At 35.3% G+C, this 22931-nt stretch carries 22 protein-coding genes; 7 read left to right on the top strand and 15 right to left on the bottom strand.

The window, feature by feature from the left end:
* Window positions 1-72 precede the first annotated feature (72 nt).
* Both BM201_RS11190 and BM201_RS18305 read right to left on the bottom strand, forming a co-directional pair.
* Window positions 73-798, bottom strand: coding sequence for an SIMPL domain-containing protein (locus BM201_RS11190; protein WP_092542651.1), 726 nt, complete (start codon window positions 796-798; stop codon window positions 73-75).
* Window positions 799-847: 49 nt separating this feature from the next.
* Window positions 848-979 carry a hypothetical protein gene (locus tag BM201_RS18305; protein WP_255584516.1) on the bottom strand — a complete coding sequence of 44 codons (132 nt, stop codon included), beginning with the start codon at window positions 977-979 and terminating at the stop codon, window positions 848-850.
* 251 nt (window positions 980-1230) lie between these two features.
* On the opposite strand from BM201_RS18305, the gene guaA reads away from it, so the two are divergent.
* From guaA to BM201_RS11165, 5 genes are all read left to right on the top strand, one after another.
* Entirely contained in the window at window positions 1231-2760 is a 1530-nt protein-coding gene (gene guaA, locus BM201_RS11185) for a glutamine-hydrolyzing GMP synthase (RefSeq protein ID WP_092542649.1), read from the top strand.
* A 38-nt stretch (window positions 2761-2798) separates the two neighbouring features.
* Window positions 2799-4823, top strand: coding sequence for a LysM peptidoglycan-binding domain-containing protein (locus BM201_RS11180; RefSeq protein ID WP_245758624.1), 2025 nt, complete (start codon window positions 2799-2801; stop codon window positions 4821-4823).
* Complete coding sequence (locus tag BM201_RS11175; protein ID WP_092542646.1) at window positions 4783-5181, top strand: OsmC family protein; 399 nt, start codon at window positions 4783-4785, stop codon at window positions 5179-5181. Before BM201_RS11180 ends, BM201_RS11175 begins: the two co-directional genes overlap by 41 nt.
* Window positions 5182-5318: 137 nt before the next feature.
* Window positions 5319-5582 carry a hypothetical protein gene (locus tag BM201_RS11170; RefSeq protein WP_092542644.1) on the top strand — a complete coding sequence of 88 codons (264 nt, stop codon included), beginning with the start codon at window positions 5319-5321 and terminating at the stop codon, window positions 5580-5582.
* A 243-nt stretch (window positions 5583-5825) separates the two neighbouring features.
* On the top strand, window positions 5826-8546 hold the full coding sequence (locus tag BM201_RS11165; RefSeq protein ID WP_092542642.1) for a hypothetical protein: 2721 nt from the start codon (window positions 5826-5828) through the stop codon (window positions 8544-8546).
* Here the strand turns inward: BM201_RS11165 and BM201_RS11160 are convergent.
* From BM201_RS11160 to BM201_RS11150, 3 genes are all read right to left on the bottom strand, one after another.
* Window positions 8543-9490, bottom strand: a complete 948-nt coding sequence (locus BM201_RS11160) for an NAD(P)H-dependent flavin oxidoreductase (RefSeq protein WP_092542640.1) — start codon at window positions 9488-9490, stop codon at window positions 8543-8545. The genes BM201_RS11165 and BM201_RS11160 overlap by 4 nt on opposite strands.
* Window positions 9491-9511: 21 nt before the next feature.
* Entirely contained in the window at window positions 9512-10699 is a 1188-nt protein-coding gene (gene mnmA, locus BM201_RS11155; RefSeq protein ID WP_092542638.1) for a tRNA 2-thiouridine(34) synthase MnmA, read from the bottom strand.
* Between the two features lie 149 nt (window positions 10700-10848).
* A complete protein-coding gene (locus BM201_RS11150; protein WP_245758623.1) occupies window positions 10849-11529 on the bottom strand; it encodes a toxin-antitoxin system YwqK family antitoxin in 681 nt (226 codons plus the stop codon).
* A 68-nt stretch (window positions 11530-11597) separates the two neighbouring features.
* Between BM201_RS11150 and BM201_RS11145 the strand changes: the two genes are divergently transcribed.
* The gene (locus BM201_RS11145) at window positions 11598-12575 is read left to right on the top strand and encodes a fasciclin domain-containing protein (RefSeq protein WP_092542636.1); all 978 of its coding nucleotides are present in this window, start codon (window positions 11598-11600) and stop codon (window positions 12573-12575) included.
* A 72-nt stretch (window positions 12576-12647) separates the two neighbouring features.
* On the opposite strand, the gene yidC is transcribed toward BM201_RS11145, so the two are convergent.
* From yidC to BM201_RS11115, 6 genes are all read right to left on the bottom strand, one after another.
* Window positions 12648-14513, bottom strand: coding sequence for a membrane protein insertase YidC (gene yidC / locus BM201_RS11140; RefSeq protein ID WP_092542634.1), 1866 nt, complete (start codon window positions 14511-14513; stop codon window positions 12648-12650).
* Window positions 14514-14616: 103 nt separating this feature from the next.
* Complete coding sequence (locus BM201_RS11135; RefSeq protein WP_092542632.1) at window positions 14617-16236, bottom strand: CTP synthase; 1620 nt, start codon at window positions 16234-16236, stop codon at window positions 14617-14619.
* A gap of 157 nt (window positions 16237-16393) precedes the next feature.
* Window positions 16394-16627, bottom strand: a complete 234-nt coding sequence (locus BM201_RS11130; RefSeq protein ID WP_092542630.1) for a DUF3820 family protein — start codon at window positions 16625-16627, stop codon at window positions 16394-16396.
* Window positions 16628-16784: 157 nt separating this feature from the next.
* Window positions 16785-17153, bottom strand: a complete 369-nt coding sequence (locus BM201_RS11125; protein WP_092542628.1) for a response regulator — start codon at window positions 17151-17153, stop codon at window positions 16785-16787.
* On the bottom strand, window positions 17150-18016 hold the full coding sequence (locus BM201_RS11120) for a histidine kinase (RefSeq protein ID WP_092542626.1): 867 nt from the start codon (window positions 18014-18016) through the stop codon (window positions 17150-17152). The genes BM201_RS11125 and BM201_RS11120 overlap by 4 nt, the downstream gene beginning before the upstream one ends.
* A gap of 19 nt (window positions 18017-18035) precedes the next feature.
* Window positions 18036-18623: a carboxymuconolactone decarboxylase family protein gene (locus BM201_RS11115; RefSeq protein WP_092542624.1), complete on the bottom strand. Its 588-nt coding sequence runs from the start codon at window positions 18621-18623 to the stop codon at window positions 18036-18038.
* 249 nt (window positions 18624-18872) lie between these two features.
* On the opposite strand from BM201_RS11115, the gene BM201_RS11110 reads away from it, so the two are divergent.
* Complete coding sequence (locus tag BM201_RS11110) at window positions 18873-20414, top strand: GH3 family acyl-acid amido synthetase (protein WP_092542622.1); 1542 nt, start codon at window positions 18873-18875, stop codon at window positions 20412-20414.
* Between the two features lie 2 nt (window positions 20415-20416).
* Here the strand turns inward: BM201_RS11110 and BM201_RS11105 are convergent, their stop codons facing one another.
* The 4 genes from BM201_RS11105 to BM201_RS11090 form a co-directional block, all read right to left on the bottom strand.
* Complete coding sequence (locus BM201_RS11105) at window positions 20417-21013, bottom strand: hypothetical protein (protein WP_092542620.1); 597 nt, start codon at window positions 21011-21013, stop codon at window positions 20417-20419.
* A 234-nt stretch (window positions 21014-21247) separates the two neighbouring features.
* Entirely contained in the window at window positions 21248-21733 is a 486-nt protein-coding gene (locus BM201_RS11100; RefSeq protein ID WP_092542617.1) for a DUF4168 domain-containing protein, read from the bottom strand.
* Window positions 21734-21884: 151 nt separating this feature from the next.
* A complete protein-coding gene (locus tag BM201_RS11095; RefSeq protein WP_092542615.1) occupies window positions 21885-22343 on the bottom strand; it encodes an iron chaperone in 459 nt (152 codons plus the stop codon).
* A 2-nt stretch (window positions 22344-22345) separates the two neighbouring features.
* Window positions 22346-22915: a hypothetical protein gene (locus BM201_RS11090; protein WP_092542613.1), complete on the bottom strand. Its 570-nt coding sequence runs from the start codon at window positions 22913-22915 to the stop codon at window positions 22346-22348.
* Window positions 22916-22931: the final 16 nt, after the last annotated feature.

Here is a 22931-nt window from a genome sequence, read left to right as displayed (position 1 = left end):
CTTAAAATAAGAATTTTACTCACTACTCACTACTCACTACTCACTACTCACTACTCACTACTCACTACTATTTTATTCAATCTCATACTCTAAACGCATAGTGATGCTCGCAGTTTTACGTTTATCGGCAGTATTGTAGGCGCCGCTCCAGCTATAATCTTCGCCACTATTTTGCCCTGTGATCTGGAAAACTCCCATGTTAGCGCTTTTCAGGTCACCTAAAATTCCTCCGGAATTTTCTGCAATTTTTTCAGCACGCACTCTTGCATCTTCAGTAGCTTTAGAGATCATTTCAATTTTAAGATCGGCAAGTTTGGTGTAATAATATCGAGGCGGAGTAGAATTAAATTGAACGCCTTTATTCAGTAATTCGGTTATTTCTCTGGAAACATTTTCGATCAGTTCAACATCATTCGATTCGATCTTTACACTTTGTGAAAGCTGGTAACCTTTAAAGATACTACCTACGTAATTTCCGTTTTGATATTTTTGTTCGCGCTGCTCGTTAGTTTGTACCGAATTAAAAACGATATTCTCTTCTTTAATACCTTTTTCGATTAAATAATCTTTTACGGTATTTTTATCCTGGTTAAGATGGTTGTAGGCTGTTTCGAGATTTTCGCTCATCTGGCTAAACCGCCCTTCCCAAACAATAAGATCTGAAGTGAAATTTTCGCTACCCGCACCGGTAACAGAAATCGTTCCATCTGGATTAGCTCTATCAACGTAAGAGTTGCCTAAAAACCAGGCTGCGATAACGATAGCAATAGAAAAAATGATTGCGCTTAAATATTTCATAGTATAAAGAGGTTATACTATAAAAATAGCGATTTTGGATCTAAGTTTTTTATAAAAGCTGAAATATTATAGATACGATTCCAATGACACAAATCACGGTCATTATATAATAGATAAGCTCTAAAACAGATCGGGAAGGATGTAATGAATTCATATATTCCTCTTCCTGCTGATTATTCATGCGATTGGGGATTTTGATAAATAGTTAAAGTTAGGTTAAAACAAATAAAATAATAAAATTGGAAAAAAGCAACTTGAAGTTTAGACTTAATGGGGAGAATAGTATAAAGATCAAAAAATAAACTTTAATTATAGTTTAAGAAAAGATATGATAATAGTCTGGCGAAAAGCTGATATTTTGCAGGTAGACTAATAACTGGAAAATAATTGTGGTTTGTATTTTATTTTTAGCTCAAATTCTTAATTTTGCGCATGCAAAATAACGTACTCATCTTAGACTTCGGTTCGCAGTATACGCAATTGATTGCAAGACGCGTAAGAGAATTGAACATTTACTGCGAAATTCACCCTTTTCACAAAGTTCCACAAGACCTTTCAGGCTTTAAAGCGGTTGTCCTTTCAGGAAGTCCGTTTTCAGTAAGAGCAGAAGATGCTCCTCACCCTGATCTGTCTCAAATTAGAGGTAAATTACCAATGCTGGCGGTTTGCTATGGTGCGCAGTACCTGGCACATTTTCACGGCGGTAAGGTAGAACCTTCTGAAACCAGAGAATATGGTAGAGCCAATTTATCTGTAATAAAAGATGCCGAGCCACTTTTTGATAATATCAAAGAGAATTCTCAGGTTTGGATGAGCCATAGTGATACGATAAAAGAATTGCCAGAAAACGCGGTTAGGCTAGCCAGTACAACAGATGTACTAAACGCAGCTTATCGTATAGAGGGAGAAGAGACTTTTGCGATTCAGTTTCACCCAGAAGTTTATCACTCTACAGATGGTAAACAATTATTAGAAAACTTTTTAGTGCATATTGCTGGTGTAGAACAAAGCTGGACGCCAGGTGCATTTGTAGATCTAACTGTAGCCGAGTTAAAAGAGAAGATTGGTGAGGACAAAGTTGTTTTAGGACTTAGTGGTGGTGTAGATTCTACAGTAGCAGCGATGCTTTTACATAAGGCGATTGGTAAGAACCTGTATTGTATTTTTGTAAATAACGGTTTGCTTCGTAAAAATGAATTCGAAGACGTTCTTCATCAATATAAAGACATGGGATTAAACGTAAAAGGAGTAGATTCTTCTGCACGTTTTCTTGATGCTTTAGCAGGTGTTAGCGATCCAGAATTAAAAAGAAAAGCGATAGGAAACACTTTTATTGAAGTTTTTGATGATGAGGCGCACGAAATAAAAGACGTAACTTATTTAGCACAGGGAACTATTTATCCAGATGTTATCGAATCGATCTCAGTTAATGGTCCTTCAGTAACTATAAAATCACATCATAATGTAGGTGGTTTACCAGACTTTATGAAACTTAAAGTTGTTGAGCCTTTACGAATGTTATTCAAAGATGAGGTAAGACGCGTTGGTGCCGAGTTAGGGATTGATAAAACCTTATTGGGACGTCACCCATTCCCGGGGCCAGGTTTAGCGATTAGAATACTTGGAGATATCACGGCAGAAAAAGTTAGAATATTACAGGAAGTAGATCATGTTTTTATCCAGGGATTAAGAGACTGGGGACTTTATGATCACGTTTGGCAGGCTGGTGCTATTTTACTGCCAGTACAATCTGTAGGAGTTATGGGAGATGAGCGTACTTACGAGCAGGTTGTTGCCTTAAGAGCTGTTGAGTCTACAGATGGGATGACGGCAGATTGGGTAAATTTACCTTACAAATTTTTACAAAAAACTTCGAATACAATAATAAATAGAGTAAAAGGCGTTAATAGGGTAGTGTATGATATAAGTTCTAAACCACCGGCGACGATCGAATGGGAATAGAATTTGTATAGCACCTATAAAGTCTAAAATTCAATAAAATGAGATACCTTTTTTTAATTTGCTTCTTTTGTATGATGAGTGTTTCTGCTTCTTCGCAGGAATTTAAATATCATACAGTTAAGAAAGGAGAGACTGTTTACAGTATTTCTAAGGATTATAATATTTCTGAAGATGATATTTACAAATATAATCCCGATGCAAAAAATGGTATCGACGAATCTTCTAAGCTGGTAATTCCTTTAGCTAAAAAAGACAAAGGAATGCCAGCTAAAATTGGTTCACCAAGTTTAGATCCGATTGAATTTAAAGAGCACACCGTAAAAAAGAAAGAAAATCTATTTCGGCTATCACAGCAATACAATGTTGAAGTTGACGATATTAAACGTTATAACAAGCATTTATATTCTAAAGAACTTCAAAAAGGAGAGACTATTCGTATTCCTGTTTTTAGGAAATTAGATCGTGTAGTCGCAAAACCTAATAATACTTCTAAAGAAGAAATTCGTCAGGAATTTGACAAAAACGAAGTTAGAGAGCATGTTGTCTTACCAAAAGAAACCAAATTTGGCATCGCCAGAAAATATGGTTTAACGGTAAAAGAATTAGAAGCTTTAAATCCCACAGTAGATGTTTTACAGCCTGGTATTATGCTTAGGGTGGGAACCAATGTTTCTCCAGACCCTGTGGTGCTTTTAGATAAGAACTTCAAGTTCTACGAAGTAAAACCACAAGAAACTTTATTTGGTTTAGCGCAACGTTTTCACGTAACTCAGGACTCTATTTTAGCGCTTAATCCAATTGTAGAAAAAGAAGGATTAGAATGGGGAATGGTTCTAAAAGTCCCAAACCCAGAAGAGCAGGATCCAGAAGATTGGTTAGAACCAACACTAAGTAGCGAAGCTGAAGAATTACAGGGAAAGAAACTGAATTTAAAAGATTCATTGTCTAATTTTAGTCCGAAGAATTTGGTTTTTATGTTACCATACAGTTTAGATAATGTGGCTGTAGACTCTATTGGGACACCAGATTACGACAATGCAGTTTTAGATGATCGTGTTTTAAGAATAAGTCTTGATTTTTATAGTGGTGCTAAATTAGCGATAGAAGATGCTAAGGAACTTGGGATTTCTACACAGGCTAAAATTTACGACACCAAAAGAAATGCTTCAGAAGTAGCAAATATTATCAATACGAATAACTTCAGCAATGTAGATGCGGTTATTGGTCCCTTGCTTCAATCTACTACAGAAGCTGTAGCACAGCGTTTAAGAAACAGAAATATCCCGGTATTTACTCCGCTTTCAGATAAAGAAATGCGCGGTGGTAATAACTTATTTATCGCCCGTCCTACTCAGCAGGAGATGAGCAATACAATGTTAGAGTATCTTCAGAAATTTGGCGAAGGTAAAAATATCATCATTGTTGCAGATGCTAAATCTTTTGAGATTAAAAATAAACTGAATCAGATTTTTCCAGCGGCAAGAACGGTAAATGCCGTAGATGGTTATGTTTCAGAAGAAAGTTTAAAAAATGCACTTTTACCAGCAGCACAAAACTGGGTGATCTTAGAATCTAGCAGCGTAGGGGTAATTAGCAGCACCGTTTCAGCATCAAACAGATTGCTAAGAGAAGAGTTGGATATCACATTATTCACTACCAATAAAAACGATAGCTACGATAATGAAAGTATTTCGAATGAAGATCTTGGAAAACTATATTTTCACTATCCATCTGTAGATAAAGAATATAATATTGAAGTTTCTGAAGATTTTATAAGAAAGTACGAAGAAGAATTCGGGGTAACACCTAATCAATATGCGGTAAGAGGTTATGATCTAACGATGGATGTTTTACTTCGCCTGGGAGCTTCAGAAGATATTTATGCTTCCTTCAATGATTTTAATGGCTTTACTGAATATAACGAGAACAAATTTTTATACGAACCACAGCCTGGTGGCGGTTTTAGAAACAAAGCGGTTTATATTCTTCAAATAAATCCAGATTTAACTTTACAAATAGCCGATGACAGCCAAAGTAACATATTTAGGGAGTTTAAGGACTGAAGCAGAACACCTGCAAAGCGGAACTAAAATTTTAACAGATGCCCCGGTAGATAATCATGGGAAGGGAGAATCTTTTTCTCCTACAGATACAGTTGCAACTGCTTTAGCCACCTGTATGCTTACCATTATGGGAATAAAAGCGGAAGCTATGGGAATTTCTATAGAAGGGACCACTGCTGAAGTCACTAAGACTATGGCTGCTGAACCTCGAAGAATTTCAAAGATCGAAGTGGTGCTAAGTTTGCCAAAAAAGTATGAGGATAAAGAGATGAAAATACTAGAAAACGCAGCTAAAACCTGTCCTGTTTTATATAGTTTGCATCCAGATATTGAAAAAGATATTCGATTTGTAGTGTAATATTTAATTTTATATAAAATTATATCAACGCCTCGTTCTAATTGAATGAGGCGTTTTTTTTATCTAACTACTTCGACTATAAATTTTAGTTTTTTGATTAGCTTGCAGGATATATTAATTTACCTAATCTAAAGACCATGGAAGTTTACAATCAACCGGAACAACCAAATTTAATAACTCCCCAAAAATGGGCTCTATACATCTTTGTAGCAGGATTACCATTTATAGGAATAATAATGCTTTTAGTATGGGCTTTTGGAAGCGACCTTAATTATACGCGTAGGAATTGGGCAAAAGGTATGTTGCTACTTTATGTAGTAATGATCGTACTTTTTATAGTATTCTTCGTATTCCTCGGCGGAATGGCCTTTTTAACCGGAATAGCTTCTCAAAACTATTAGAAAGTTATCTTCTAGCTTTAGAATAACTTCAAATTTCAGTCTCAAAAATACCGGTCGATTTTATCGATTTTCGGCTAGGTGTTTTGAGACTGTTTTTAATTGTAATAAATTGTAAGTGAATTGACTATGATTTTAGGTGGGAATATAATTTATTTCAAGAAATTTTAAATTGAATGAGATAAGCTAATCCGTTTATCAAAGTTTTTATTTCAGGTTAGTCATCAAACCCAAGCTTCATTTGCTATGCAATCAAAAAACTACTTATTCTTAATCATCTTTTTAGCCTTTTTAAAAATAGGATTTGCTCAGGATGAGCGAGTGCTTTCTAAAGCTGCTTATGCTGAAAAGATTTATCTGCAATTTGATCGGGAAAATTATGCAGCAGGAAGTACAATATGGTTTAAAGCTTTAGTAATTAATGCCGTAGATCATAAACCATCTAAACGATCTGGAGTTTTGCATGTAGATCTTATAGGACCAGAAAAACAAATAATAAATCAGAAACTTGTAAAAATTGTGGACGGTAGTGGCCATAATCATTTCGAGATTCCCAAAAAAATGCCCGCCGGATTATACAAAATAAGGGCTTATACCAGATGGAACCGTAACTTCGACGATGACTTTATTTTTTCGAAATATTTTAGAATCTTTCCTAATTTGCCTAAAGAAGAAAATGTTATTCAGAATATCAATATTGTAGACAGAGAAGGAAAATTTTTTCTTGAAGCCTTTTTTTACCCTAAAGAATTAGATAGCCTTCAAAAGCGCAAAATATTAGTTGGTTTAGATTTTAACGCTGCTAAGCAAGATTCTATAGAGATAAAAGAGAACGATGGAAAATACAAGCTCAGCTATAAGTTAGAAGATAAGCCAGACTTTGTGGGCATTAGGATGCTTACTGAAAATGGATTTACCTCTGGCAAAACCATAAGTTTGGATGAAAGCAAGATCGACCTCCAAATATTGCCAGAAAGCGGAATTCTTTTATCTGGAAGCACCAATTTTTTAGGAATAAAAGCACTAGATTTTAAAGGAGAAGGAATTTATACTGAAGGTGTTATTCTGAATGAAAAGGAAGATACCGTCACTAGGTTCAAAACAAATAAACTCGGAATGGGAGTTGCCGTTTTAAACCCTAAATCTTCAGAAAAATATATAGCTAAAATTACCAATATCGATGGAAATACTTCAGTGTATCAATTACCAGAAGTATCAAAAAAAGGCAGTATCATTTCAGCAAGAAGAACAGGAGATAGAATTAGTCTAATAGCCTCTACTACACAAAATGTAGATTCTTTGATTATCCGTGCCAGTTTTAGAGGTGTTCAACTTTTTGATATTGTAGGCCCAGTAAAAGATGGGAAATTTTATACGGCTTTACCTTCAAAGGGATTTCCTAACGGAATTGTTTGCTTTACCCTAATTGATAAAGATGAACAACCAGTGGCCGAGCGTTTATATTATAATGATCTTGGAAAAGAACCACTTTCGATCGAAGTCACAACAAATAAAGATGAATATACTTCCAGAGAAAAAACTATGCTGAATATTCAGGTTAGGGATAGTACAGGAAAACCTGTGGATGCAGAGTTATCGATTTTGGCACTTGCACAAGATCCTTTAGGTTCAAATCAGAAAAAGCGTAATTCTATTTTGCCTTTTTTTTATCTAAGCTCTGAGCTTCGCGGTAAAATAGAAAATCCCGGTTTATATTTTAATCGAGATGATAATTATCGTTTACGCGATCTTGATGCGCTTTTGCTTACCCAGGGTTGGCGTAATTATAAATATGATACCACAAGAATTCATTTTAATTATCCTGAAGAACCGGTTTTAGCAATAGATGGAAAGGTAAACAGCACTATTTTTAATAAACCTAAAGAAAACGTAGAATTGTCTTTTATGGCACTAGGTGACGAACCGGTAGTGCAAACTTTTCAAACAGATAGCCTAGGAAGGTTTATTTTTAATATTGATTTTCTGGAAGAAGAAACTCGAGAGATCGTGATACAAAGTAAGAAAGGTGGAAATAAAAGAAATTTTGATATCCAGATTCGAGATCCTTTGAAGTTACCTGTAGTATTTGAAAAGCGATTAACAATCGAAAAGCCAGATAGTGTTTATACTGAAATTGTGAATTACGAACAGCGCCAGCAGCAAAAGCAGTTTTCTTATGAATTAGCCGAAGGAGTTACCCAATTAGACGAAGTTGTACTGGAAGCATATAAAATGACCGAGGAGCGACAAAAAACAGCAGATCTTGCCGGTAAACCAGATGTTGTGATCGATGGTAAGAAAATTCAGGAGAAAGAGAAAGATTGGTCTTTTGGGCTTTACAGCGTATTAATGTTCAATTTTCCAGATGATATTAGAATTCAGCGTGATATCCAGGAACCGGGTGGCGATTTGCAAGCTAAAGTTCTGGGTGGCGGCGGAACTACCATTTTAATGATGGATGGGAAGGTGGTGAACAACCTTAATTATCCACTAATTCCTAATATTCCACCAAGTGAAGTAAAAAGTGTTGAAATTATACGTTTTGCAAAACATTTTAACCGACTCTACCAACAAGCCTATCCTTTTGTGAGTCCGATGGAAATTCCACCAACAGGAGATGTTATTTCAATCTATACACATGGTAAAAAGGGAATCTTTGGAGCTCAAAAGCCTAAAGGCATTTTACGAACTACCATAAAAGGTTATTCACCCGAAAAAGAATTTTATCAGCCAAATTATGCAAACAAAGAACGTTTGGAAAGTGAGGAGCCAGACTTAAGAAGCGTGGTGTTTTGGGAGCCACAAGTGAAACTCGAAAATGGAGAAACATCCCAGATTTCTTTTTATAATCCAGATAACGTAGAAGTAGTTTTGGTTGTTGTAGAAGTAATCACGCCAAATGGTAAAATTGGGTATCACGAGATCTCTTATCCTGTAAAGCAAAGAAATGTCGATGCGGCTAATTAAAACTGATTTATCTGTGATTTAACTTTTTCAAATTCTTCGATAATCTCGGTTACAATATCTGCAGCAGGTTTGATATTTTTAATTAATCCTGAAATTTGACCAATCTCGAGTTCACCTTCAACCAGATCGCCTTCGAACATTCCTTTTTTAGCGCGGGCGCGCCCTAGAAGTTGTTGCAATTCTTCTTTTGAAGAATTTTTGGCATACAATTCTTGAATATCGTCGAAAAATTTATTTTTAAGCAAGCGAACAGGAGCCAGTTCTTTTAAAGTCAATTTGGTGTCACCTTCCTGTGCGTTCACCACCATTTCTTTAAAACTGATATGCGAAGAAGCTTCATTTGAAGCCACAAACCTACTACCAATTTGTACGGCATCGGCGCCTAAAACCATAGCCGCCAGCATCCCGCGCCCGGTAGCAATTCCGCCTGCTGCAATAAGAGGAATATCCAACTTTTCTTTTACCATTGGGATAAGGGTAAAGCTTGTGGTTTCATCCCGGCCATTATGGCCACCGGCTTCAAAACCTTCAGCAACTACAGCATCAACACCGGCTTGCTGAGACTTTAAGGCAAACTTTACACTACTCACAACGTGTACTACAGTAATGCCATGATCTTGTAGAAATTTTGTCCAGGTTTTTGGATTTCCGGCAGAAGTAAAAACGATAGGTACTTTCTCTTCAATAATTATTTGCATGATCTCTTCCACGTTAGGATAGAGCATAGGCACATTTACTGCAAAAGGTTTATTGGTTGCTTTTTTAAATTTTAAGAGGTGTTCTTTAAGTACTTCAGGATACATAGATCCTGCACCAATAATCCCGAGTCCGCCAGCATTACTAACAGCACTTGCCAGTTTCCAGCCACTTGCCCAGACCATTCCGGCCTGGATAAGTGGATATTTTATATTGAAAAGTTTGGTAATCCTATTATTGGTAGACATTGCAGATTTGTTTCCTGCAATTTAAGAAATTACACCAGATCCTAATAACTCTTCGCCATCATACCAGGCAACAAACTGACCTTCTGTAATAGAGGCTTGCGGAGTTTCAAAAACAATGTACATTCCTTGTTCAGTTTGGTGTAAAATTGCATCCTGTAAAGGCTGGCGATATCTAATTCTTGCTTTTAGCTTTAAGGTTTCATCTGCTTGCAAACTAAGATCCTTTCTCACCCAATGCACTTCATCTGCATTGATAAAAAGCGCTTTTCGATAAATTCCAGGGTGATTTTTTCCCTGTCCTGTATAAATTACGTTTTCTTCAACATCGGTGTCGATCACAAAAAGAGGCTCTGGAGTTCCGCCAACGGCCAAACCTTTACGCTGTCCTTTAGTGAAATAATGGGCACCTTGATGTCTCCCAACAACTTTTCCGTCATTTGGCTGATATTGGTGCTTTTGCGCAAGAAATTTTAATTCTTCAATTTTAGAATCAAATTCAGGAGTATCGATATTGTAGGTTTCGATATCAGATTTTATTTCAACAATATTACCTTCTTTCGGTTTTAATTTTTGCTGAAGAAAATCGGGTAATCGTACTTTTCCAATAAAGCAAAGTCCCTGTGAATCTTTCTTATCTGCTGTTACCAATTCCTGTTCCGCAGCAATTCTACGTACTTCAGATTTTTGAAGCTCGCCAATAGGGAAGAGCGTTTTTGAAAGCTGTTCCTGGGTAAGCTGACATAAAAAGTAAGATTGATCTTTATTATTGTCTTTTCCCGATAGAAGTTGATAGATCTTTTTCCCATCTTTTTCGATCTCTCCCTTTCGGCAGTAATGGCCGGTCGCCACATAATCTGCGCCTAAAGAAAGGGCGATCTTCATAAAAACGTCGAATTTGATCTCACGATTACATAAAACGTCTGGATTTGGCGTTCTACCACGTTCGTATTCGTTAAACATATAATCTACGATACGCTCCTTGTATTGTTCGCTTAGATCTACCGTTTGAAAAGGAATTCCTAATTTTTCTGCAACGATCATCGCATCATTGCTATCTTCTAGCCATGGGCATTCATCTGAAATGGTCACCGAATCGTCATGCCAGTTCTTCATAAACAACCCAATAACCTCGTAGCCCTGTTCTTTTAAAAGATAGGCTGAAACACTACTATCTACACCTCCCGAGAGTCCTACTACAACTTTTTTCATAGAATTTAAACTTGATCGATCATGCTATTTTAACCTGATCTTTTATAAAGTCGAAATAAAGTGTGTAAAATTACGAAATAAAAAAAGGTGGCGAAAGCCACCTTGAAAATTGTATCGATAATCGATGAATTTGGTACTAATTTTTAGAATTAGTTTTGGTCTTCAATTCGTCTTCCGTTTTTATAATCTCCTTCAGCAACTAAACTGCCATCGGGTTTATAATAGGTTTGATGGCCGTCTAATTCTCCGTTTTCATAATTAAGATCCTGTAGTAGTTGTCCGTTATCAGCATAGATCTGGCTGCTGCCATCTTTTATGCCATTTACATAATTTGTTTTTTCGCCAAGTTTTCCGTTTTTGAAGTAGGTGGTTTGCAGGCCGTTTAAAACATCATTTTTGTAATATTCGGTCATCATTATTTGGTCACTTTGGTTGTGGTAGGTCGTCCATTTGCCAGCTCTCTTTTTATTCAGCATCATTCCTTCGCTAATAACATCACCTTTTTGAGTATAATATTTTACAGCTATAGAATCACTGCCGGTATCAAAATTCATGATGGCGCTTGGATGTTTTTCGTAACCTTTTTTAAAGAATTTAAATTTCCCGGTTTCTTTACCATGATTAAAAGTCCCTTCGAATTTTGTTTGAGTACTACCCGGAAAGTTCACTTTCCATTCGCCGTGTCTTTTACCCTGTGCATCGGTTAAATTTGGACCTTCCTGTGCATTTATACTTTGAAAAGCTAAAAATGTTAAGCTAAAACATGCAATTTTAACTGCAAGGCTTTTTATTGAAAAATTAGAAAGGCTCATGATTTTGTCTATTTTCATATTAACAGATATTACACAAATATTAATAAATCTCTGCTTATTTTAGTCTTTATATAAAACTAAAATTGATGAAATTTATTCTGAAATTAGCAAAGATCGTACTAATTTTTATTTTTTGCAGCTTGCTTTTCTCTTGTGGAACTTCAGATGATCCTGGAGACGTGATTATTCCCGATAACACCATAAATAATTTTATTTTTAATAACTCAAATTATTCGGTTTTAGCCACGGCTTTAAATAGGACCAGCTTAGATTCGGTTTTAAATATTACCACACAGCAGCATACCATTTTTGCACCCAATAATGCTGCTTTTAATAGTTTTCTTTCAGAAAAAAATTATACTAACATCAATGATGTTCCTTTAGATGAATTAGAAAATTATCTAAGGTATCACATTCAGCCCGGTGCAAGTACATTGAGCGAATTTCCAGATGGCTATATTCGTAGTTTAGGCGTTGGGAATGCATCGAATCGATTACTTAGTATGTATACCGCCACTGCAGATGATAGTTTTTTTATTAATAATGAAGCTGAAGTTGTGCTAGCTCAGGGTGATATTTTATTGGATAATGGTTATTTAAATCCAATTTCTACATTTTTGTCACTACCAAGTATAAGCGATTTTTTATTGGTGAGTCAACAAAACTCTAACCAAAGTTTTGCTAGTATTTTGGCTGAATATAGTGCTGAAGATTATTTGGATATTTTAGAATCTGAAGATGTCGTTTATACTATTCTTCAAGCTTCAGAAGATGCTGTGGCTACATATTTAGCTGAAAATAATTATGCTGAAATTGCTGATATTCCTCAAACGGAGTTACAGGCAATTATCGATCATCATGTTATTCCACAGGAAAATTTAAGAACAGATGCCATTGAAGATACGCTGCAAGTGACTACAAATAGCGGAGCAATCCTGAAGTTTTTTGAAAATGACGGCCCAAAAATTCAATTACAGAATGAGGAAATAATTACGATCGTTACACCAAACATTCAGGCAGTAAATGGAGTTATCCAGGAAGTAGATCGGATAATTAAAGAATAAATTTTTCAGAAATATAAGGTATAAAAAAAGCCATTCAGATCGAATGGCTTTTTTTATATAATTTCAATATAATTATTTTTTATTTCGTTTTTGCTGTTCTTCAGCCTGCTCCATCATTTCCTGCATTTTTCTGGTAAACCTATTCTGCTTTTTAGGTTTTGCCTTGTTTGCCTGGATTTTCGCATGGATCTTATCTTCATCTACGATCACGTTTTTGATCACTAACATAATCCCGATAGTAATTAAGTTAGATGTAAAGTAGTATAATGATAACCCACTCGCGTAGTTGTTAAAGAAGAATAACATCATGATAGGAGAGAGGTACATTAAAAACTTCATGTTTGGCATCCCTGGTTGTTGGTTCGCCTGCATGCTTTGTCCCGTGGTCATTTGCATGTAGATGAATATTGCTACAGAGGCCAAAATTGGGAACAAACTTACGTGATCACCATAAAACGGAATGTGGAATGGTAACTCTGCAATAACATCATAACTTGATAAATCGTCTGCCCAAAGAAAGTTCTTTTGTCTTAACTGAAATGCACTTGGGAAGAATTGGAATAACGCATAGAAAATAGGAATCTGCATTAAAGCTGGCAAACATCCACTCATTGGGCTGGCACCTGCTTTACTGTACAGCTTCATAGTTTCCTGCTGCTTTTTCATCGCATTATCCTTATACTTCTCGTTGATCTCGTTAATTTCAGGACGTAAAACCTTCATTTTTGCCTGAGATAGATACGATTTATAAGTAACAGGAGAAAGTACAATTCTTACTACTATGGTCATTACAATGATCGCTAGACCGTAGCTTGGTAAGAAACCACTTAAAAATGCAAAGAAAGGAATGAAAACATATTTATTGATCCATCCAAAGATTCCCCATCCTAGTGGTACGATTTCATCAAGGTTTCTATCATATTCTTTAAGAAGCTTATAATCTGTTGGCCCGTAGTACCAATTCATATTATAATTTAACTCACCGCCTTGAAGCTCTAAAGGTAAATTGGTAGCAAAAGCTTTAGTAAATGTAGTATCAACTTCTTCGTCTTCAACTAGATTATTTGATTCGAATCGAGCATTTTTAAACGGAGTGTCCGTTAATAAAATAGAACTGAAAAAGTGCTGTTTAAAAGCGATATAAGAGATATCTTCATCGGTTTCTTCATCGTCACCATGTCCAAGATCATCGTATTTATCTCCTTCGTATTCGTAAGCCAAAACAGTATACTTATTTTCATAAGAAATACTTTTGGAATGGCGGAAGCCTTTTAATTTCCAGTTTAGATTAATAGGCTGTGAAGAATTAAAAGTACTGGCAAGACCTTGTGATCTTATATTAAAATCCATCATATAATCGCCAGGCTTAATTGCATAACGGTATTCCAGAAATTCGGTTTCAGAAACCTTTAATTTCATTGATAATACCTGATCGTCTCCACTTTGGGAAATACTTGGCTCAAAATATAGATTTTCAGTATCTAAAGTTCTACCATCTGTAGTGGTAAAGTTTAGATTGAATTTTGCATTTCCATCCTTAACCAGATAAACAGGAATCGAATCGTATGTTTTATAATTCTTTAAAACAGCTTCTTCGATATAACCACCTTTATTAGCAACTTCTAAGCGCAATACATCATTTTCTATAACGGTTGTATTATCTTCTGCAGAAGCTAATGTAGCCGAGTAACCAAAAGCTCCAAGTCTGCTTTGTGCCTGTGCAATAGATGCTGAATCTGTTGCTGGCGCAGTTGAGTTATTTTGATTTGCTAATTGCTGATTTGAATTTGCGGGAGAGGTAATCTGCTCAGTAGTTGCAGGAGTGTTAGTTTCTTCCTCTGGTTGTCCCAAACTATTGGTGTACAACATCCAGATTAAAATTCCCCCAATTAAAATAAATCCAATGATGGATTGGATATCAATCTTCTTTTCTTCCATTCTATATTGTCCTAAAGTCTTAAATCCCTAAAAAGGGTTTTATTTGATGTCTTTTTAATTAGTCAAAAAAATGACCAATATTAGATTTAGTGCCAAACTGGCATTATGCTTTCTTTTTTGAGTGTTCGTAAGCAGCTTTTACAAAGGCCACGAATAATGGATGAGGACTTGCTACCGTACTTTTATATTCTGGGTGATATTGAACGCCTACAAACCATGGATGGTCTTTAAGCTCTACAACTTCTACAAGTCCTGTTTCAGGGTTTATTCCTGTGCTTAGCATTCCTGCTTTTTCTAACTGCTCTTTGTATTTGTTGTTGTATTCGTAGCGATGTCTATGTCTCTCTTTAATATCTGCCTTACCATAAACCTCATGAATTGCAGATCCTTCTTTTAAGTGACAATCCCAAGCACCAAGACGCATTGTACCACCCATATGGGTAATATTCTTTTGCTCTTCCATAATGTCGATCACGGGATGCTTGGTAGATTGATCCATCTCTGTAGAATTGGCACCTTTTAGCTGAAGTACATTTCGAGCAAATTCGATTACTGCCATTTGCATACCTAAACAAATCCCAAGGAATGGTAATTTATTTTCTCGGGCAAACTGTACCGCGTCGATTTTTCCTTCAATACCACGTTCCCCAAAACCTGGAGCAACTAAAACACCATCTAAATGCGAAATTTTGTTTTTGATGGTATTCTCATTTATAAATTCTGAATGAATACTTTCTACAACAACTTTAACTTCATTCTCTGCACCAGCATGAATAAAGGCTTCTAAGATAGATTTGTAAGAATCCTGAAGTTCAACATATTTTCCGATAAGACCGATTCTAATCTCGGCTTTTGGATTTTTATGGCGATCTAAGAATTTATTCCACTGTTCTAGATTAGGCGTAATTTCGTCTGGAAGATCTAATTTCTTTAGCGTAACGGTGTCTAAACCTTCCTTCAGCATTAAATTTGGCACATCATAAATGGTAGGTGCGTCGATAGACTGGATTACAGCTTCTTGCCTAACATTACAAAATATAGCTAGTTTTCGTCGAATATCGTCTGATAGTTCGTGCTCTGTTCTACAAACCAGGATATCAGCTTTAAGTCCGCTTTCCATCAACGTTTTTACACTATGTTGGGTAGGCTTGGTTTTAAGCTCTCCTGCAGCCGATAAAAATGGAACTAAAGTTAGATGAATAACCAATGCATTTTCATCTCCCAATTCCCATTTTAATTGGCGAACTGCTTCAATGTATGGTAAAGACTCGATGTCGCCAACAGTACCACCAATTTCAGTAATCACTATATCATATTCCTTCTTTTTACCAAGAATCTGGATACGTTCTTTTATTTCGTTCGTGATATGCGGTACAACTTGTACGGTTTTTCCTAAGAATTCTCCACGGCGCTCTTTTTCGATCACACTTTGGTAGATTCTACCAGTAGTCACGTTATTTGCCTGAGAAGTGTTTACATTTAAAAATCGCTCGTAATGGCCAAGATCAAGATCTGTTTCTGCTCCATCTTCAGTCACATAACATTCGCCATGTTCGTATGGATTTAGAGTTCCCGGATCTACATTGATGTAGGGATCTAGTTTCTGAATAGTGGTTCTAAAGCCACGAGCTTGTAATAATTTTGCTAAAGATGCTGCGATTATCCCTTTTCCTAAAGAAGAGGAAACGCCACCGGTAACAAATATATACTTGGTTTCGGCCATTTTAAAAGAGTGTTTGAAGCGTTCCAATTATTCAGGGCGCTAAATTACGAAGAAGAATAGAAAAAGCAGCTAAATTTAAAGGCTAATATTTAAGCTTTCTTTAAGTCTATTTAAATCTAATGTTTTAGAAGAAATTTTACTTTATATAGGATTGAAATTAGCGATTTCTAGGATATCTTTTTCTAATTTCTTTCAGCAAAAACTCCATTCCGTTTACTTTTAGTTCGTGCACCTGTCGTAGCTGATCTCCAAATTTGCCCGCAGGAAAACCTTTTTTATTGAACCACACATAGTAGGGTTCTGGAATATCTGATAAATACCAGTCTTTATACTTACCAAATGGCATTTTGGTATAAGCCAATTTTAATAACTCTTCCTGATTGCTATTCATATTGAAAAAATAAAGCCACAAAGTTAAGATTAGCTTTGTGGCTTTACTCGATAATCGAGATTAAATGCTCCGAGGCTTGCCTCGATACAAAGACGGTTTTCAAAAAAATGCCTCAAGGGCTTGCCCTGAGGTAGTTTACTATATAAAAGGTTCAATTTTATCCAGCTTTTAAATAACTTGATATTTTGTTGAATTTCATCTTATTAAGTGGTTTTACCACATAATCGATCACGCATGGATACTGTTTTGCTTTTTCAATATCCAATTCGCTGGTGCTCGACGAAAGAATAATAGTTTTATGGGAAAGACCAAATTTTTTCATTTCCTCTAAAAAATCCCATCCAGACATTACCGGCATGTTAAGATCTAAAAAGATAATTGCAGAAGCTTCAGCTTTTATATTTTCAAAGGCACTTAAAGCGTCTGTATAATCTTTTACATTTTCTTTATAACCTTCTATTTCCAATAATTTCTTGGTAATAAAATTAGCGATGGGTTGATCATCAACTAAGATAATTGGGGTCATTCTTTTGCTTTTAATTCTATTAATTCTTTAGAAGCCATTTCTATTACTTCTCTTACGATCACATCCATTTCGTCCACAGAAGATTTTAACCTTGGTAACAATTCTTCTCTGCAACTTTGATCGTCCATTATATCAAATAACTCAATAATTCCCTGGATTCTGGATAATGGCTCTTTTACGTTATGAGCATTAAGTACAGAGATCTTTAAAAGTTTTTCATTCTTTTTTAAGATCTCTTCAGTTCTTTTTCGAATTATCTTTTTTTGATTTTTATTGATCTTACTAATTTCTGCATTTTGATCCTGAATCGTGGTAAGTGCACCTTCCAGGATTCTGTTTTTCTTTGCTAATTCTCTTTTAAGATTTAACTCTTTAAACTTAGCATCAAAACAGTCTGCAGCCAGTTTTAATATTTCAATATCTCTACTGGTAAAAACACGGTTTTCATCGGCGACTAAAGAAACGATCATTTTGTGATCATCTTTATTAAAAAGCCATGCCCATAATTGTGGATTTTTAAGTTTAGAAATATCTAATCTACCATCTGCAATATCCTTGGGGATATTACTTGTTCTTATGGGAATACCTGTTTTAGCAAGATTTAATTCTTCCTGGCTTAAATCTTCCAGTTTCTTTTGTTTAAACCAAATGTCACTTCCGCATAAAGAATACTCAAAAAGAATATTATCTTTCTCAATAAGCAGTTTAATGACATGAAAGTTTAAGATATACTTTAAATGCTTTTCAACTACTTTTCCTATCTCAGGAAAACTTGTACATCCATTAATTCCGTTAGCAAACTTAGAATAAGCCTCGTAGGTTATTCTATATAATTGTGATACGTTATTTTGAATAGATGACATTAAAGCAAATCACCGATGTTTATTCCGGAGTTTCTAAAAGTTCGTTATCAATTTTAATTCCAGAAACATCTGCAATGGTGTTTAGCATATTTACCAAATCTGCCTGTGCCATTAATTCCTGAATTTCAGCGCTGGAAAATCCAACGGCTTCAAGTTCAGCAAAATCTTCGTCAGAAATTTCACTGTGCTGCAAAGCTGCTTTTGTCACGATAGTGACCGCTTTTCTATAACTTGCCGGCATTGATGGAGAATCAATATTTTCTGTAGCTTTAAAACCTTCTTCTTCAGAGATCATAGAACTCATACTATCAGCAAAAATCCCGTGTGCATGCGAGCAATAGTTGCAGCCTCTGGATTTTGATACGTTATAAATAATAAGCTGCTTTAAAACGTTAGGAACATCACCTTTCATTAAGGTGTTTTTCAATTTGTTCCAGTTTCCTTCTAAGAGTGTCGCGTTGCCACCCTGGCATTTAAACCAGTTTAAAACAAACGGTAGTTGTAGGGTTTTTTTGGTATCGTCATAAATCGATTTAACTTCTTCTGAAGCTTCTTCGTAAGAAACCATAGGATACCTTGAAGGTTTCTGTGTAGTAGTTGTACTCATAAAATGTAGGGTACTTAATTAATATTTTTTTAGGGCCGTAATAATCAACAGGCAAAATAAACAAAAAAATAAATTAAAATTGCTATAGGTTAGAAAACATTTGCAATTATTTATGATTCATAATGAGAAATTGGTTAGATGACTGATTATAATGTCATTTAGCGTTAAAAATTATATAAATGAAATCATTTTGGAACGTGGAAATTCGAGATTTGAGTATCTTCCATCTCAAATAAAAACGACCAAAAAATGGCTATTAGAGGATCGATTATTAAAGGTCTTATAGATTTAAGAGATACTATTGTTTCTGAACCAGATGCTGTAAAAGCACAACAAGATGTACTTAAAAATTTATTAGAAAAAGCAAAGGATACCGCCTTTGGAAAATTCTATAAATTCTCTGAAATATTATCATCAGATAATATGGCAGAAGCATTTGCTGAAAGTATTCCTTATTTTGATTACAATAAGCTAAACGAGCGCTGGTGGTCACAAATACATGAGGGAGCAGAAGATATTACCTGGCCGGGTAAACCTCATTACTTCGCATTAAGCTCTGGAACTACCGGGAAGTCCAGTAAACGAATTCCTGTGACAGACGAAATGGTAGAAAGCATTAGAAATGCCGGTATAAAACAAGTTGGTGCTTTATCGAATTTCGAATTAGAACCAGAGTTTTTCGAAAAAGAGATCATGATGCTTGGTAGTTCTACAGATCTACAGCATGAAGGTGATCATGAAGAAGGTGAAATTAGCGGAATTAGCGCTAGTAATATTCCATTTTGGTTTAGAAGTTATTACAAACCCGGCGAAGAGATCGCGAAGATAGAAGATTGGGATAAGCGTGTAGAAAGAATCGTGAAAAATGCGAAAAACTGGGATATAGGTGCTTTAAGTGGTATCCCATCGTGGATGGAATTAATGATGAAGAAAGTAATCGAATATCATAAAGTTGATAATATTCATGATGTTTGGCCAAACCTTCAGGTTTATGCCAGCGGTGGAGTCGCTTTTGAACCTTACGAAAAAAGTTTTAATGCGTTATTAGGAAAACCTGTACAGGTAATCGATACTTATTTAGCTTCAGAAGGCTTTTTGGCGTTACAAGAGCGTCCAGATACGCATAGCATGAAATTAATACTAGATAACGGTATTTATTTTGAATTTGTTCCGTTTGAGCCAGATTATATAAATCAGGATGGATCTTTAACCGATGATGCGCCAGTGGTTCCTTTAACCGAGGTGGAAGAAGAAAAGGATTATGTGCTCTTAATTAGTACAGTTTCTGGTACATGGCGATATATTATAGGTGATACCATTAAATTTACCAATAAAGAAAAATACGAGATACGAATTACCGGAAGAACCAAATTTTTTCTGAATGTAGTGGGATCTCAACTTTCAGTAAATAAAATGAATGATGCTGTTCAGGAGCTAGAAGAGAAATTTGATATCAAGATTCCAGAGTTTACCATCGCAGCTAAACGTTTTGAAGATGGAGAATTTTATCATTCATGGTATTTGGGTACAGAAACGTCGGCATCAGAAGAAGAACTTGCCGAGGCTTTAGACCAGAGTCTTAAAGATGCAAATAAAAATTACGGGGTTGCCAGAAGTAAGGCTTTAAAAGGAGTTAAGGTAACTGTAGTGCCTCCAGTAATTTTTCCTGAATGGAGTGGCGCAAATAAAAAGAAAGGCGGACAGGTAAAAATGGAAAAGGTAATGGACGAAGAAAAGTTTGCTGAATTTGAAGCATTTGTTGAAAAAGAGCTGAAATCTAACAAATATTAGTTTTAGTCTTTTTTCTTGGCTTCTTCTTCAAGTTCGTCAAGATCTTCGACAAGCTCTACGATCTCTTCTTGAGATAAGTAGAGCTTCTTTATTCTATTCTTATATTTTTCAGAAAGATCAGATTGATTTAGAATGAAATCTTTGGTCGCAATGATGTATTTACCAAGTCCGTGATTTACCGCGTAAGTATCTGCGGCTCTTTCAGCTTCGCGAATATAATTGTGCGAAGTAAGATATTTTACACCAAACCAAAGCATATTTATTCCGCTACGATTTCTGTAATCCATAATATGACCAAGCTCGTGGCCAATCCAACCAATTATAACGTCTTTTGGAGCATCAGTAACGGTAAAAACTTCGTCTTCAATTTTTATTTCTTTATTTATAAACACAAAATACCCTCTTTTCTTACGATTTTTGAAAATTCCAGAAAAGCTGGGTTGCGCCTGCATAAAGGACTTTTTAATATTATTTTTAAACCTAAAAGTTATAGGTGTGTCCTTTAATTCGGGATAATGGGAGAGTGCTACGTAAGCTTCACGCCAAATAATATCTGGTACTTCCTTATTAGTAAATTTTAAACTGTCTTTCTGCTTCATGTCTTGGGCTTCACAAATCCTGGGGAAGATACAGCATAATGCAAAGAGAATATATGTGATCTTGATTATTTGTGACTTCACAATTTTATTTTAATTCAATTTACGTAAAGCTGAGATTTGTTAAAAAGAGTAGCTGTTAAATTGCATTTAAAATTGAAGAGTTCTTTCAAATTCATTCATAAAAAAAGCAGCAATTTTAATTGCTGCTTTATATCTTAAAAGTTGCATTGGGTTTTATCCTTGTCCCTGTTGCATCATTTTTTGTAAACGTGTTTGTAATTCTTGATCAGACTGTAATGCCATTGCCAGTTTTTGGTATCTTTCTACAGTTAATCCCTGATCTTTAATTGTGGTTTCCATTTTTTTCTGAAAATCACCCTGCATACTTTCAATTTCAGTAAGAATTGTTTTGTGCTTTTCTAATTCTTCTTCACTAGCTTCTACTTCTTTATTAGGATCCTGACTAGCCTGGTGAATTTCGTTAAAACGTTGCACTTCTAAACCACCGTCCTGTACAGTTTTCATCATTTTTTGATTTACCTGTTGGTTCATCATTCTTAATCCTTGATATGCTTTGGCAAATTTAGAAAGTTCTGCATCACTTACATCTACATCTACTGTTTGCTGTTGCTGCATTGTAGAGTTTTGAGCTATCGCAGCCGAACCTGTTACTAGGGCAAAAACAAATAGTAAACCTGCAATTTTTTTAGACTTAAACATAAATTTTGTCGTTTTTCTTTAATTAATATCCCGTAAACCTATAATTTAATCGTTGGCCTTCAAAACAAATTTTGTTAAGAATCTAGAATTTTAGAGGGTTTTAACAGCCTTCAACTTTACGATGTTAAATCCCGACCTATAGACAATAAGCCTACTTTTTCCTTGTTTGCGACTCGTATATCGCAATCCATTCTAAAGGTTTCAATTTTGATGCCAAGTCTCCAATTAATTGATACGGAATTTCCTGTGTCTTACTAAATCGAATACAGCTTTTACCCATATTCGGCTTTTTTGGACTAAATTTTTTAAACTCATCCAAAAACCATTCTAAAAGTTTAGGCTGGGCGTACATCCCAAGGTGATATACGGTGATATGATTTTTTTGAGAGGCAATATTTATAAAAGGAAGTGGCATCGAAGGATCGCAATGATATCCATCTGGGTATATTGAGTGTGGCACAACATAGCCTATCATGCCGTAATTCATGGTTTCTTCAAAGCCTTTAGGAAGATTTTGTTTTATAACTTCTCTTAACTTCTGCAGTTTTAGCTGCCTATCTTCTGGCAGATTCGATATATAATCATCTGGTGTTAGAGAATCATTTTTCATCCTTATGAAGATTCGGCTTTACTAATGTTTTCTTTTAAATCTTTTTGTAGTTTAAAGATAGAAACAACTTCGATCAAAAAGAAGAGTACAATTACGATCTTAGCATATTCCCAAATCATAGCGCTATATGCCATATCCTTAAAACCGGTGATAAGTACCGCCGCAATAAAAACGATAATTCCCAGTACTGCTAAGGGAACTTCAGGATAAAATCTAAGATTTGCCTTTTTTACTAGTTTTTTGAAATCCTCATTATTTGTTGAGTTGATCTTGGGTTTTTTCAGAAGAAATTTTTCGTGTTTAATCAATTGAATTTGGCTCAGTATCTTCGAGCAAAAAGTTAAAGCAACGATCGCCATCATTACCAAAACACCAGCTTCTGTCCATACCAAAAGCGTAGTATTGGTAGTAATATCCAAAACAATTGTAATAAGAATAAGCGACCATGCAAGTACACAGTAAAAAAGGATAAAATAAGACCATCTTTTTAGTCTTTTAATTTTCTTATCATAATCGTCTATTTCCTTTTTATTAAATCTGAAAATATTGATGATGTCTAAACGTTCTTGCATGTTTATTAAGTTAGCG

Source organism: Zunongwangia mangrovi, from assembly GCF_900112105.1.
GTDB classification, from domain to species: domain Bacteria; phylum Bacteroidota; class Bacteroidia; order Flavobacteriales; family Flavobacteriaceae; genus Zunongwangia; species Zunongwangia mangrovi.
This window is presented reverse-complemented; position numbering and strand designations above follow the sequence as displayed.

Excerpts from the sequence above, each read along its gene's own strand:
- BM201_RS11190 (WP_092542651.1), bottom strand. The coding sequence starts at position 798 with ATGAAATATTTAAGCGCAATCATTTTTTCTATTGCTATCGTTATCGCA.
- guaA (WP_092542649.1), top strand. The coding sequence starts at position 1,231 with ATGCAAAATAACGTACTCATCTTAGACTTCGGTTCGCAGTATACGCAA.
- BM201_RS11120 (WP_092542626.1), bottom strand. The coding sequence starts at position 18,016 with ATGTCATCTATTCAAAATAACGTATCACAATTATATAGAATAACCTAC.
- mnmA (WP_092542638.1), bottom strand. The coding sequence starts at position 10,699 with ATGAAAAAAGTTGTAGTAGGACTCTCGGGAGGTGTAGATAGTAGTGTT.
- BM201_RS11170 (WP_092542644.1), top strand. The coding sequence starts at position 5,319 with ATGGAAGTTTACAATCAACCGGAACAACCAAATTTAATAACTCCCCAA.
- BM201_RS11095 (WP_092542615.1), bottom strand. The coding sequence starts at position 22,343 with ATGAAAAATGATTCTCTAACACCAGATGATTATATATCGAATCTGCCA.
- BM201_RS11165 (WP_092542642.1), top strand. The coding sequence starts at position 5,826 with ATGCAATCAAAAAACTACTTATTCTTAATCATCTTTTTAGCCTTTTTA.
- BM201_RS11130 (WP_092542630.1), bottom strand. The coding sequence starts at position 16,627 with ATGAATAGCAATCAGGAAGAGTTATTAAAATTGGCTTATACCAAAATG.
- BM201_RS11105 (WP_092542620.1), bottom strand. The coding sequence starts at position 21,013 with ATGAAGCAGAAAGACAGTTTAAAATTTACTAATAAGGAAGTACCAGAT.
- BM201_RS11175 (WP_092542646.1), top strand. The coding sequence starts at position 4,783 with ATGACAGCCAAAGTAACATATTTAGGGAGTTTAAGGACTGAAGCAGAA.
- BM201_RS11115 (WP_092542624.1), bottom strand. The coding sequence starts at position 18,623 with ATGAGTACAACTACTACACAGAAACCTTCAAGGTATCCTATGGTTTCT.
- BM201_RS11100 (WP_092542617.1), bottom strand. The coding sequence starts at position 21,733 with ATGTTTAAGTCTAAAAAAATTGCAGGTTTACTATTTGTTTTTGCCCTA.
- BM201_RS11090 (WP_092542613.1), bottom strand. The coding sequence starts at position 22,915 with ATGCAAGAACGTTTAGACATCATCAATATTTTCAGATTTAATAAAAAG.
- BM201_RS11135 (WP_092542632.1), bottom strand. The coding sequence starts at position 16,236 with ATGGCCGAAACCAAGTATATATTTGTTACCGGTGGCGTTTCCTCTTCT.
- BM201_RS18305 (WP_255584516.1), bottom strand. The coding sequence starts at position 979 with ATGAATAATCAGCAGGAAGAGGAATATATGAATTCATTACATCCTTCC.
- BM201_RS11180 (WP_245758624.1), top strand. The coding sequence starts at position 2,799 with ATGAGATACCTTTTTTTAATTTGCTTCTTTTGTATGATGAGTGTTTCT.
- BM201_RS11150 (WP_245758623.1), bottom strand. The coding sequence starts at position 11,529 with ATGAAAATAGACAAAATCATGAGCCTTTCTAATTTTTCAATAAAAAGC.
- BM201_RS11160 (WP_092542640.1), bottom strand. The coding sequence starts at position 9,490 with ATGTCTACCAATAATAGGATTACCAAACTTTTCAATATAAAATATCCA.
- BM201_RS11145 (WP_092542636.1), top strand. The coding sequence starts at position 11,598 with ATGAAATTTATTCTGAAATTAGCAAAGATCGTACTAATTTTTATTTTT.
- BM201_RS11125 (WP_092542628.1), bottom strand. The coding sequence starts at position 17,153 with ATGACCCCAATTATCTTAGTTGATGATCAACCCATCGCTAATTTTATT.
- BM201_RS11110 (WP_092542622.1), top strand. The coding sequence starts at position 18,873 with ATGGCTATTAGAGGATCGATTATTAAAGGTCTTATAGATTTAAGAGAT.
- yidC (WP_092542634.1), bottom strand. The coding sequence starts at position 14,513 with ATGGAAGAAAAGAAGATTGATATCCAATCCATCATTGGATTTATTTTA.